The following is a 13,404-nucleotide window of genomic DNA, read 5'->3' on the forward strand; positions in this document are numbered from 1 at the left end:
CGGGAAAGCAGCTCTTCAGATCCTCTGTCACCCCGACTTCCTCTCCAAGTTGATCGAAAAGATAGGTAGCCCCATAGAAGCTGCGAGCCTGCCGGGTAATTGGTACTGGTCCCGGTTTGGCTTTTGCCACTACTTCAGCTGCCTTTCTTTTTCGTGTCGGCACAATCTTCTGTGTTTCTGGGTCTACGCGTCCAATGCATTTACGTTTTGCCCGGGAATGCTGCTTTTCCTTATCCCAGAATGAAATCGATTCGTATGCATAGGTAACTCCAGTCTTCTTGTTCTTTTGATATACAATGGCTGCCATATACAATCCTCCTTTTTCTCGTTACAATAATATATATTATAACGATGATTTAGGCAAGGAAAATCGTATTATTTAACACATTATTATAGGGTTACTGTATTTTTATCGTTACACAATTCCGGGAACTCAGGAATCAATGGAATTAGAAAGAAAAATAGAGATTCGAGAGCGTATGGAAAATGGAAAAATTGGGGCTAGCTTTTGGGTCTCAACATCATGAGTACAACTGGTTCCGCGTTAAAAAGAATTCTTTTTGAGAATAGCTACTTCAGACGCACTTTTTTTGGAATAAAAGCCGAACACTTTATAATCCCTATCTACGAGGGTACAATTTTTGAACTGTTTGATGATGAAGTCGAGTGTGACTTGATCAATCACTCCAACATCTTGCTTGTTTTTTGCAATTTTTTTTCCAAAACGACTGTTTCGCAAAAGTACATGGCTCGTTTTGTTCAAAAGTTTTTCAAAAATAGAAATATAGTTTTTTACAATATGAGGTTCCATTTCCTGAAATGAAATAAAATTAACAAACAGATCGAAATGTCCTTGTAACTGGGGTAATTGCCAAGGACAAATAACAGCACACTTGTATTTTTGTTCCAGTTCACTAACATCTATGGTCTCTAAGTGTTTACTTTGGTCATAGGTAAATACATTTTCTTTACCGAGCAACTGAGAAAGATAGTAAGACGACACTGCTGCGACAGGAGGGATATCAACATTAAGGTAAAATGTGTTTTTGAAAGCTTTTTGTGTTATTTCTCCAAGTGTGCCAAATCCTCCTCCTAATTCGATGACACGTTTGATATTTTTGCAATCTGCATGGCGTTTGAGAAAGTTTAAGCCTCTTAAATAATTAAGAAAACCCTGACTGTATCTTTGCTCGTCAAATGAATAATACTCAACAGGGTTGCCAATATTGCTTTCTCCAATAGATGTTAAATTTGGGTATTTATCTGTTGAGGTAGCTAAAAACAATCGGTAATCATTTTTTGCTTGGTCTGCACCTGTCAGAGATTTTTCAAATATTCTTAAAAGATTTTTTTTAACAGGTAGAGAGAGTATTCTTTGGAATAGTGTTTTATGTTTTTTGTAATAATAGAATTCATAGCTAGGGACAAACATTTCCCTGGAGATTGGTAAATTTCGAAAATTGTTGAAATCTTCATCAGTTTGTAACTCATCCAGTATGAGTTTGGACGCATTTATCCAGAATTGGGTAGGTTTGAAAAGTTCGTCGGCTTTAGCCATATCATTAAGCATTGCATCAAGGATATTCTTCATTTACAATGTCGCCTTTTTGGGAAAATAGTTTTTCCTTGATAAGTGAGGTAGCCCAAAGAAATTTGGAAAAAAGTTTCCGGTTGAGATTGTGTCCACTTTGCCTAAAGTTTCGCAACCAGTCTTTCTTTATAGTAAAAAGCAATCTGTTCGTTATCATAGTAAGTTCTATCTTGTCAATTTTTCTGACCAAGAATTCGGATGAACCTATCTGACAAGTTTTCGGGATTAGCTCTCTAACAAGCGCAATTTTAACCGAGCATCTCCCAAGAAAGAGGCTCACCCCTTTTTACATCTCGGTTGCACTTCATGCCTAAAACAGTGTCCATATATTTAGGGCTTAATCCATACCCTGGGCGTATTGATCGAATATTTTTATTATTCAATTGATCTCCGGTATGTAGGTCTTCAACCACATAAATAGACCGACGAAAAATCAGTGACTTTTTTTCTTTTTCCATTGGGCCGTAACTCACTCTCCCCAATGCCTGCCAAGCACGCTCAGTTTCCTGCACCAGTTGCGACATCTCATGAGGTTCCATGGAAAAAGTACTATCCACACCTCCATCGCTGCGGTTAAGGGTAAAATGTTTTTCTATAACGGTGGCACCTAGAGCTACACTGGCGAGTGATACTCCAATTCCCATGGTGTGATCAGATAGACCGACTTCGCACCCGAACAGTTCACGCATGTGCGGGATCGTTTGAAGGTTAGTATTCTCTGCTGTCGCTGGATAGGTGCTTGTGCACTTTAAAAGAATGAGATCTTTACAGCCTGCCCCACGCGCAGCTCGAACGGTTTCGTCAAGTTCTGCAACCGTAGCCATTCCGGTTGAGATGATTAACGGCTTACCAGTTGTGGCAACCTTACGGATCAGAGGAATATCGGTGTTTTCAAATGAAGCGATCTTGTAGCAAGGCACTTCCATTGTTTCGAGGAAGTCCACTGCTGTATCATCAAAGGGTGTGGAAAAGCCGATAATTCCCAGCTCTCGACAGCGATCAAAGATCGGTTTGTGCCATTCCCAGGGGGTATGTGCCTCCTGGTAGAGTTCATAAAGTGACTTCCCTTTCCACAAGGAATTGGGATCTGAGATGAAGAATTCTCCCTCATTTAAGTCCAGAGTCATGGTGTCAGCTGTGTACGTTTGAATTTTCAAAGCATGCGCCCCAGCCTTGGCAGCTGCACTGACGATCTCGAGTGCCCGTTCCAATGAATGGTTATGGTTGCCGGACATTTCGGCGATGATGAAGGGGGCATAATTTCGCCCGATCAATTTGTCTGCAATCTTTATTTCACGACCCATCTTTAACCCTATACTTCCTTGATATAAGTAACCATTTCGAGCTGATAATCTGCGCCAGAAAACAACCTATGTGAGGCTGAGTTTCCATTCAGCACAGTTGCTCGTATGCGTTTAATCCCCAAACGATTGGCTTGCAACCATCGTTCGGCGCTTAACAGTAAATTACGCCCCTGCCCAGCATAACCCCCCTCAGGTACAAGATAAATCGAGACCTCAACAACATCACCATCTTTATCGAAACGAACCACACCAACAGGTTTATTCTCGAGGTAACCAATTAATAACGTTCTATCCTTGTCTGACAATATAGATGCAAACCATGAACAATGAACTTTCCAATCGATTAGATCGTTAGTCCTTGATACCGATCGTATCGTTGGATGATTACGCCACTCAAACAGTTTTTGTGAATCGTTTTCTGTAGCCAACCTAATTTCAATGCAGCTCATGCCTAATATACCGGCAACGCGGAAAACACCTTTCCCATCTACTGTATTCAGCGCAGAGACTGAAATCAGGTTTAATAACGAACTATTTTCAAATAGTGCTTTCGTATGATCCCAGATCAACTCGACCGTAGCTCTATCGCACGATGGTGCATACAACAAACCTGCATTTGCGGCATTTGAGATCTGCTTGCACTGGTTGTCAGCTACACAAATGCTCAATGCAGGTAGTCCTAAGCAACATCTCTCCCAACATGCTGAACCACCAGCACCGATTGCCAGATCGGCAACCGCCATCAATTCAGCCATATGAGTAGTCTGTACATGGCAACTATATCCTTGCACGACACATTCTCTCTCGATTTGCGCTCGTTGTGGATGAACAGCTCCTATGACAATATCAACATGAATCCCCTTGATACCTAATCCTGACAATGCCTTGATCGCAAGCCCGGTGTAATTGTCGGCATCGACACCGCCAAAAAACACCATAATTCGTTTAATTGGACCTGTACGCGGCTTGATATGTTCTCGCAACTGCCAAAATTCATCCCGCAATAAGGCGTAACGTGGTCCTAGAAGTAGCCGACAATCTACTGGGACCTTCCCCGTATAACGCCCCTGCATATTTTCATAAAAATTTTGATCAAGCAACACATCACAATCGTGTTGACGGTCAGCAATGTCATCAATAACCATTATATGTTTGGCCTGCATGCGCATACCACTTTCCCAACGCGCATCTAGTGCATAGTGATCGACAACCAGCCAGTCCCATATCTGATCGCTCAAGGCCTGAATGGTGTTTTGTACATCTTGCAACTGGCTGGTTTCCAACCAATGTGAATGTCTTAAATCGCCATCACACGTTCCAGATCCTTCGTTTTTTAAGGCTGCAAACTCCATACCTTTTGCAACCAGCATGTCACGCAGATACTCAGGAAGATTCCGGCTTACAAATCTGATGAGCGCACCCTTCTTTTTCAGCGTATCTGCCAAAGTCAGGCACCGCATAAAATGGCCGCTGCCAATCTGAATTGATGCATCACAACGAAAGGCTACCCTCATCATCGCTTCATCTCATTTTGCTGTACCTTGAACATCAGCTCAGCTTTGTACCAATCCTCAAGGGTATCAATATCCTGTACGCGATGACGTGGCAGCACCACTGGAGCGGCATCTTCAGTGAATATTGGAAGCTCACCAAGGAACGCTTTGCTTCGTCCCCAATAGAATTGACCTGCGTCATGAAATGCCTCTTCCAAATCCTGTGAACGGGTATTGAAATGTTCTGGCTGAAACATTTCAAGACGACCGGACTGTGTAATTTTAACGGCACGCTGAATAGGAAAAGGATAACTGGTAACAGTGAAAGCGTATTCGCACTGGGTGGAAACCAATAATTCTAAACCACGTTTTAAATCTTGCGGAGTAACAAACGGTGCCGTGGCATAAACACAACAGACCAGTTCTGGTTGTACTCCATTTTCGATAAACCATTCGATCGCGTGCTTGATAACGGGTATAGTTCCAGCACAATCGTTAGACAACTCTTCTGGGCGCACGAAAGGGGTTTCTGCGCCACACTCTCTTGCAACTGCTGCGATTTCGGCATCATCAGTTGAAACGATGACACTATCGAAACACTTACTTTGAAGAGCCGCCTCGATGGAATAGGCGATGATTGGCTTGCCACAAAACTCACGAATGTTTTTGCGAGGAATGCGCTTGCTTCCGCCTCGAGCTGGGATGACCGCAAGCTTCATACCTGCAAAGCCTCTCGAAGCACATTCAACACTTGATCTTGTAGATCAGTGGTTAAACCTGGATACATAGGTAGACTGATCGCCTCTGAGTAGTAAGACTCAGCCTCAGGAAAGTCGCCCTGCTTGAATCCCTGTGATTGATAGTACGGTTGCATATGCACAGGGATATAATGCAGATTCACACCGATACTTTGTGCGCGTAGCGCATCAAACACTTCACGATGTGTAATTTTTAGCTGACTCAATTTGAGGCGAATGGGATAGAGATGCATGCCAGAGTAACTATCTGGGTGCTGCCATGGTGTCGTCACAGGGAGGTCGGCCAAAAGCTCGTCATATCGCCTGGCGATAGCATGCCGTTTAGAAACAAACTCATCCAATCGATTCATTTGACTTGCGCCAAGAGCTGCTTGCAAATCCGTCATGCGGTAGTTGTAGCCAAGCGCTATTTGCTGGTAGTACCAGGCTCCATCGGCCTCGTGCGTCATCTGCGCCGGGTCGCGTGTGATGCCGTGACTGCGCAGAAGATCCATTTTGCTTGCCAGCTCGATATTGTTGATAAGCGCCATACCACCTTCGGCTGTGGTAATAATTTTTACTGGGTGAAAGCTGAATATCGTAATGTCGGAATAGCGACAATTACCGATTGGCTCTCCGAGGTATTCTCCTCCGATGGCATGAGAAGCATCTTCAATAATTTTAAAACCATAATGATCAGCAAGTGTTCGTATGCTTTTCATCTCACAGGGTTGGCCGGCAAAATGGACTGGAATCACAATCTTGGGCAATTTCCCCTGCTGTTCTGCCACAATCAGCTTTTTTTCCAGAGCAGAGACACTCATGTTATAGGTGCGGGGATCAATATCTACAAAATCGACCTGTGCATCGCAATATAAGCCACAATTTGCCGAGGCCACAAAGGTGTTTGGAGAAGTCCATAGCCAATCTCCTTTTTTGAGACCCAGCGAAATACAGGCAACGTGCAAAGCCGAAGTCGCACTGTTCATCGCTAACCCATATTCAACACCACAATACCGAGCAACCGATTGTTCGAATCGTGGAACGGCAGGGCCTTGGGTTAGCCAATCCGAACTTAGCACATCCAAAACAGCCTGAATATCCTCCTCGGAAATATCCTGACGGCCATAGGGAATGAATCCTGCCATTAGATTGCTCCGATCTTCTTTTTGTTCTTTTGGATCCATTGCTGCAAGGTCTCTACATCCATCCACTCTGTGTTTGTGTTGGAAGCATAAGAAAAACCTTCAGGAACTTTGTGACCATCTTTAATTCGCTTGAGATCAGTACTCCATTGATAGATTGCTGGCAGAATCTTGAAATGTTCCGGATACTCGTAGGTGTGGTAAGAATCTTCCGGGCTAATCATTTGTTCGTGCAGTTTTTCTCCAGGACGAATTCCAATGATCTCATGCTGCGCATTAGGAGCTACTGCCTTTGCAATATCTGTAATATTCATCGACGGGATTTTTTTCACATAGATCTCACCGCCAACCATATCTTGAAATGCGTGCCAGATCAATTTAACTCCTTTCTCCAACGAGATCATGAAGCGCGTCATACGCGGGTCTGTAATGGACAACTTACCTGTTTTAGCCTGCTCCATGAAAAATGGAATAACTGAGCCACGCGATCCCTTCACATTGCCGTAGCGAACAACCGCGAAACGTGTATCATTACCACCTGCATATGAGTTCCCAGCAACAAAGAGCTTGTCCGATGCAAGTTTGGTCGCACCATAAAGATTGCAAGGGCTACTGGCTTTATCAGTCGATAAGGCAACAACCCTCTTCACACCTTGATCTATACAGGCATCAATCAAATTCATGGCGCCATTGATATTCGTTTTGACACATTCGAAGGGGTTATACTCAGCGGTCGGCACAATCTTTGTGGCCGCTGCATGGACGACGAAGTCGATACCATGCAAAGCCCTATGTAAACGTTCCTTATCGCGGACGTCACCAATGAAAAAGCGGACACGCGGGTCTTGTCCATATAATTTAGCCATTTCCCACTGTTTCATTTCATCACGGGAAAATATGATAATTTTTTTAGGATTGAATTTAGCTAAGGTCATTGGCAAAAAAGTATGGCCGAATGAACCGGTTCCACCTGTGATAAGGATGTTTTTATTTGTAAACATAGAATGACTCAATTATTAGTTAGTATTATCGACTTTATCAGTAGGTAGATGTACAACTGAAAATGTTGATGATGATAATGTTTTTAAATACTCAGAATAACTGCAATACATATCACGCTTTTTAGCACTTATCTCGTTCGGTTCAATATAGAAAGAAAATATAGGCATGCTGTTCTTAAAAATATTATCAATATTTTGCAATGCTGATGAGTTGAAGCCAGCGATGGCTGCCGGAAGTAGTTCTGTAGTCGAGCAGAGTTCATATTCAATCGGCATATCAAGATTTTTTACTGTAAGCCCTATTTCAGTCTGGATGCGATTTAATTTCTCTTCGGCATCACCCCTGTGAGGAATATAGATTACTTTTTTCGGGAGAAACCACCGTGCGATTTTTTTAAGGTATTTAAGGTATATATCTTCTTCCATTGCACCGATTTCAGAAAGGCTCTGTCCCACAAAGTAAACGTATTCAGCGTGTTGCTGTGTGTTAATATTTTTTCGAATAGCATCGTATGTGTTGGTTATAACCGGAATTTCACTTGTGGAACCAAGTTGATAAGAGGTGAAAAAGGTGAGGTTATTCAAGTCATACATTTTGTAGCCAAAAAAGGTGTCGTATAATTTGTGTTGCAGACGACGAAAGAAATGAGCAACATTCCCCTGTGATTCGTTCTTGTTCTTTAAGCGTTTGTGAACGCGGTAGACATTAAAACCTTCATCAAGGAGGATAGTTTGGTGAGGTTCAACACAATTAACAATATGTCTCATTGATGGGATGTGATAATCGCCTATAAACACTCTAATTACGTCATTATATCTGTTAAGGGCGTTCTCATAAATTGAAACAAACGTTTTGATGTATCTCGTCCTGAGTATTTGGCTGGTTAATGGGTTTGAAGTTACAACCCCATTTTCATTCAGAAGAGTGGGAACATTATAAGGTAGATAGTGAATCTCTCGCCACTGACTTGTATCAAGGAGCTTTTTTATGTGCCTGATGTCAACATATTCGATATCACGATATAAAATGATAAGGATACTGTTTTGTGGAGGGATGTTGAAATGAGATTGCGCTTCAACTGCGTTCAGATATGTTAGAGGCAGTCTTATAACAAATATATTTATTTTTTTTTCTTGCATTATTATGTGGTTATGAGACTTGGTTTTCTCTGGAGTGTTGTGACTACAGCGCGTCAATTTAGCGCATTTATAGTCGTTTGACCACCATTTTTAATAGGGTTCTTCAGGATTGAGCGTACTTTTCGATATCGCACAGCGTCACAGGATTGAGAGTAAGTTGAAGAACAAAAAAACTCTGCTATTGTAAATCTTATCGCATCAAATATTTTCTATCTTCCTCCCCCTCTTGAAAAAGGGAAGGGAGAAGGAACTGCAAAACGAAGAGTGCTCCATTTCTAGAAATTGAGAAAATTTATAGAATGCCTTCTCAGCATAAGCTCGTTAAACGCAGGCCTCATATCAAAAGTACGCTTGAGTCGGAAGAACCTAAAATAGTAATTCAATGTGTGCATATATTAGCAGGTTAGGAGTAACACTATATATGCTGTTTTGTATGTAAAAGAAGTGGACTAAGATACTCTTGTATTTTCATGAAAATGTTTGTAGAGGAGGTAACCTGAATGGTAAAAAAAGCATCTGTGATGCTACTACTTCTGCAGAAGAACTGCTCAGGATTCAGGGAACTTGTTGAAGCAAATACAAATGAGAAAATGCTATGATGACTCCATATATTGAAATTGAAGGTAGAAAGATTGGTAGGGATTTCAGTCCTTTAGTGATTGCTGAAATAGGTATTAATCATGAAGGGGATTTTGAGAAGGCGTTACAGATGATTGATGATGCTGTAGCTGCAGGGTGTGAATGTGTGAAATTTCAGTGCCACGTTATAGAAGACGAGATGATACCAAATGATGTTATACCCGGGAACGCTACCGAGTCAATTTGGGATATAATGGCGCGCTGTGCCCTGACCGAAGAAGAAGAAGTAAAGCTCATGGCATATTGTAGAGGAAAGGGTGTAATATATATGAGTACACCTTTTTCCCGGGCAGCCGCAGACAGGTTGGAGCAGATGGGTGTTTCTGCCTATAAAATTGGCTCTGGTGAATGTAATAACTTCCCTCTTATAGAACACATCGCCAAATTTGGAAAACCAGTCATTCTAAGTACTGGTATGAATGATCTTACCACTATCACAAAATCTGTTGCTATCTTACGAAAACATAATATTCAGTTTGCTCTTCTGCACTGTACAAGTATGTATCCTACTCCCTATGAGAAAATTCGTTTAGGTGCTCTCCACGAACTTCAAACAGAATTTGATGATGCTGTAGTCGGTCTGTCTGATCATTCATTAAGCAATTTCCCATGCCTTGGTGCAGTTTCATGCGGTGCAAGTATCCTGGAGCGCCACTTCGTATCTGATAAAAAATGGCCTGGACCTGACGTCGAAATTTCAATGAATCCTGCAGAGCTCAAGGAACTCATCAATGGTTCAAAAATAATTCATCAATGCCTTGGGGGATCAAAAGAGATTCTCGCTGAGGAACAGCCAACCATAGATTTCGCCTATGCCACCGTAGTCTCGATCGCAAAAATAAAAAAAGGTGATACTTTCTCAAAAGACAACCTTTGGGTTAAAAGACCTGGAACTGGTGAAATTCTAGCAGCAGATTATGAAAACATACTCGGAAAAACTGCGGCCATTGACATTCCTGACAAAGTTCACATCAAGCTCGATTGGGTAATCCAATGAAAAAAATTCTTTTCATAACTGGTACCAGAGCTGATTTTGGAAAACTCAAACCTCTGATCCGTGCTGTTGAGAATCATCCCGATTTTGAATACGCTATTTTTGCAACCGGAATGCATATGCTCTACCGCTATGGGATGACAGTTGAAGAGATTCATAAGGCTGGTTTTACTAATATTTTCACTTTTATGAATCAGGTTCATGGTGAACCTATGGAAATGGTTTTGGCCAACACTATTAGCGGACTCTCACGCTATGTTCATGAAAGTGAACCTGATCTCATTGTTGTCCACGGTGACAGGGTTGAAGCTTTAGCAGGAGCAACGGTTGGAGCGCTTAGAAATATTCTGGTCGGTCATATTGAAGGCGGCGAGGTTTCTGGCACAATTGATGAGTTGATTCGCCACTCCACCTCAAAACTTGCCCATTTGCATTTTGTTGCAAATCAAGACGCAGAAGCAAGACTCATTCAACTTGGAGAAATGAGGAATTCCATACACATTATAGGGTCCCCTGATATAGACATTATGCTCTCTGGTCAGCTCCCTGATATAAATACAGTAAAAACCTATTATGAGATAGAATTTGAAAGACATGCTATCCTTATGTTTCACCCAGTTACCACAGAAATTGCCGACATTCCTCAGCAAGTAAAAGCTCTAATTAATGCTGTTCTCAAAAGTTCATTAAATTATGTCGTGATTTTTCCAAACAATGATTCTGGGTCCAAACATATCCTTGACGAATATAAACGCCTTGAAGGTGTTAATAACGTTAAACTTTTTCCTTCAATCCGCTTTGAATACTTTTTATCTTTACTTAAAAATGCCCAATTTATCCTTGGAAATTCTAGTGCAGGTATTCATGAAGCTCCAGTATTTGGTGTCCCGACTATTAATATCGGAAGTCGACAGCAAAATCGCTTTTCTCACAGTTCAATTTTTAACGTTTCTTGTACCGAAAACGAAATTTTTGAAAAAATAGAGACGATGGCACAGAGTAGTCAGAGTTTTCCATCGTGTAAGCATTTTGGTGGTGGCAAAAGTGCACAGAAATTTATTTCAGAATTAGAAAATGATTCTTTTTGGAAAACTTCGAAGCAGAAAGTTTTTCAAAACATTGTTTAAAAGGGATTGTGGTTTGAAAAACGTTACTGCTATTATTACTGCCAGGGGTGGCTCTAAAGGGATACCACGAAAAAACATTGTTGATATCCATGGGGTACCCCTTATAGCCTACACTATTTTAGCTGCCCACAATTGCCAATATATTGATGAATGCTATGTAACCACCGAAGATGCAGAGATTAAAGCTGTTAGCAAGCAATATGGTGCTCAGGTTATCAACCGTCCTCCTGAACTTGCTGGCGATCACTCTTTAAGCCAAGAGGCAGTTGTTGATGCTCTCAAACAGATAGCTAAGCGTAAAAAAACACCCGAATATTTTGCGTTATTACAGCCAACCTCCCCTCTCAGAAATAGCACTCATTTACATGATTGTATAAAATATTTTTTCCAATCAGGTTGTTTATCAGCAATCAGCGTAACTGAAGCAGAACATCATCCCTGGAAAATGGTCCTTTCTGATAATGGTCTGCTCGTGCCTGTGATTGACAGCCGAACTCTCGAAAAACCGAGACAACAGCTTCCTAAAGCATTTCGTGTTAACGGTGCTATTTATATCATCTCCAGTAAATTGTTTCTTGAAAAGGAATCATTTTTTGTTGAGCCTGTATATCCTTATGAAATGAACCGAGAAGATAGCCTCGACATAGATAACTATGAAGACCTAAACCAATTAGATTCAATTTTACAAAAAAGAGCTCAAGTTAGAGGAGAGTAGTGTGTCTGATCAATCATTATCTTTTGAATAACGTTTGAAGGAAGAAGCCAAAACCTTTGAAAAATAAATTGACGAACCCATCAACGCAGGTCACATTCCCGATATTCGCGGAGCTGCACTATGTACATGCTTTTATAATAATTGCCATTGAACCAATAATCGACAGGGTAACACAGGACAATGCAATTATTTTATATTAAATTCAAACCTTACGCTACGCTAGATGAACAAGGTAAACAAATCTCAAATACTTTCAATGTTCTTCGCTATGAAGAGGGAGACAGAGAGCTTTCCACATTCCTGAACTGAATAAGGCATTTCCTTTGATAAATCATATACGACACAGTAAGAACGGATACCTTCAGGGATTGATTTTCACCTACAACCTCTGCCTTAAAGAATTCAGGCACCGGGTTTTTCAGAAACGTGCTTCTCAGTCATTCAGCTTTAGAGAGCTACACCATCTTAAAAAGTATAAATCTTCTGATACACTCTTCATTCTTGGAAGCGGGGGCTCAATAAGCACATACGTGCCTTCAAAGTTCAAGCATATTGCCACCCATGATTCAGTCGGATTTAATTTTTGGCTCCTGCATCAATTTGTGCCAACTTTTTTCACAGCCGAATTTAAGCCAAACTCCAACAGATCAGAAGCACTCTGGCAAAATCTTGATCGCAGAAGCAACGATTACAAAAAGACACATATTATTTTCAAATATAGTAACGCTTTCATAGAACAAATATCATCAATGCCACAAAACATTCAATTAAAATATCTTACAAGCCAACTCAGCATTCCGGGTATGTCGTCATCAGCATTAAGAAGATGGCTTACTGTTTTAGACTCAATCGGATATTTCTCCCAAAAGAACAAAAGCCAGTGTATGTTATATAGACAGGCATCGCTCAGTTGGCTTGTCAGTTTTGCGTTAAGACTTGGATACCGTAATATTGTTCTTTGTGGAGTTGATCTCAATAATACCGACTATTTTTACGATATAGACAGCAGTTACGCTAAGAGAAATAATCTTGTCGTTCCAAATGCAGGATTCCAAGATAAAATTCACCCAACTGAAAATCCAGATAAATGCCAGGCCAACACACCTATCTCTGAGGTGCTTGCGATAATGCAGGAAACACTTTTAGACAAACGAAACATCAACCTTTATGTTGGTGCCAAATCATCCGCACTTTATCCTGCAATCCCTTTATATAAGTGGTAGAAATCAAGAGGCTGGCTTTAGACTAAGGATTTAAAACCTTTTATTTTTCATAGGTAATATAAAAAATATGGATTCTCAGCTATCACTTTTTTTCTAAACTGTCAGCGGTCACCTCAAAATGTCTTCAGCTATTCCCGTTTTAGGGATGAATGTGCCGTTTAAGAGTACTTTTTCAACCATAGCCCCTTTGCGACGAGACATAATCTGAAGTCATACTCTCAAATTGTATTTATTTATAATTTTTTGCAAATTTCACACTGATTTTAGCGCATTTTGACCATACGTATCCAACAAT

11 protein-coding genes and 1 pseudogene are annotated in these 13,404 nt (G+C 41.0%); 4 read left to right on the forward strand and 8 right to left on the reverse strand.

What is annotated here, in order from left to right; genetic code table 11:
• The 8 genes and pseudogenes from FCL48_RS24310 to FCL48_RS24345 all read right to left on the reverse strand — a co-directional run.
• Positions 1–307, reverse strand: a pseudogene (locus tag FCL48_RS24310) (transposase); the annotation flags it as partial.
• Positions 308–544: 237 nt separating this feature from the next.
• Complete coding sequence (locus FCL48_RS24315) at positions 545–1,591, reverse strand: putative sugar O-methyltransferase (RefSeq protein WP_136876636.1); 1,047 nt, start codon at positions 1,589–1,591, stop codon at positions 545–547.
• Between the two features lie 248 nt (positions 1,592–1,839).
• Entirely contained in the window at positions 1,840–2,895 is a 1,056-nt protein-coding gene (gene pseI / locus FCL48_RS24320) for a pseudaminic acid synthase (protein WP_136876638.1), read from the reverse strand.
• 8 nt (positions 2,896–2,903) lie between these two features.
• A complete protein-coding gene (gene pseG / locus FCL48_RS24325; RefSeq protein ID WP_205747824.1) occupies positions 2,904–4,412 on the reverse strand; it encodes a UDP-2,4-diacetamido-2,4,6-trideoxy-beta-L-altropyranose hydrolase in 1,509 nt (502 codons plus the stop codon).
• A complete protein-coding gene (gene pseF, locus FCL48_RS24330) occupies positions 4,409–5,107 on the reverse strand; it encodes a pseudaminic acid cytidylyltransferase (protein WP_136876640.1) in 699 nt (232 codons plus the stop codon). The genes pseG and pseF overlap by 4 nt, the downstream gene beginning before the upstream one ends.
• A complete protein-coding gene (gene pseC / locus FCL48_RS24335) occupies positions 5,104–6,312 on the reverse strand; it encodes a UDP-4-amino-4,6-dideoxy-N-acetyl-beta-L-altrosamine transaminase (RefSeq protein WP_240744970.1) in 1,209 nt (402 codons plus the stop codon). Before pseC ends, pseF begins: the two co-directional genes overlap by 4 nt.
• Positions 6,273–7,271 (reverse strand): UDP-N-acetylglucosamine 4,6-dehydratase (inverting), encoded by a 999-nt coding sequence (gene pseB, locus FCL48_RS24340; protein ID WP_136876642.1) that lies wholly within the window; start codon positions 7,269–7,271, stop codon positions 6,273–6,275. The genes pseC and pseB overlap by 40 nt, the downstream gene beginning before the upstream one ends.
• A gap of 15 nt (positions 7,272–7,286) precedes the next feature.
• Entirely contained in the window at positions 7,287–8,411 is a 1,125-nt protein-coding gene (locus tag FCL48_RS24345) for a hypothetical protein (RefSeq protein ID WP_136876644.1), read from the reverse strand.
• 595 nt (positions 8,412–9,006) lie between these two features.
• Between FCL48_RS24345 and FCL48_RS24350 the strand changes: the two genes are divergently transcribed.
• The 4 genes from FCL48_RS24350 to FCL48_RS24365 all read left to right on the forward strand — a co-directional run bounded on the left by FCL48_RS24350 (position 9,007) and on the right by FCL48_RS24365 (position 13,109).
• Complete coding sequence (locus FCL48_RS24350) at positions 9,007–10,047, forward strand: N-acetylneuraminate synthase family protein (protein WP_169309368.1); 1,041 nt, start codon at positions 9,007–9,009, stop codon at positions 10,045–10,047.
• On the forward strand, positions 10,044–11,171 hold the full coding sequence (gene neuC, locus FCL48_RS24355; protein ID WP_136876646.1) for a UDP-N-acetylglucosamine 2-epimerase: 1,128 nt from the start codon (positions 10,044–10,046) through the stop codon (positions 11,169–11,171). The genes FCL48_RS24350 and neuC overlap by 4 nt, the downstream gene beginning before the upstream one ends.
• A gap of 13 nt (positions 11,172–11,184) precedes the next feature.
• A complete protein-coding gene (locus FCL48_RS24360; RefSeq protein WP_169309369.1) occupies positions 11,185–11,886 on the forward strand; it encodes a cytidylyltransferase domain-containing protein in 702 nt (233 codons plus the stop codon).
• A gap of 530 nt (positions 11,887–12,416) precedes the next feature.
• A complete protein-coding gene (locus FCL48_RS24365) occupies positions 12,417–13,109 on the forward strand; it encodes a hypothetical protein (RefSeq protein ID WP_136876651.1) in 693 nt (230 codons plus the stop codon).
• Positions 13,110–13,404 lie beyond the last annotated feature (295 nt).

The sequence above is a fragment of the Desulforhopalus sp. IMCC35007 genome (assembly GCF_005116575.1).
GTDB lineage: Bacteria > Desulfobacterota > Desulfobulbia > Desulfobulbales > Desulfocapsaceae > Desulforhopalus_A.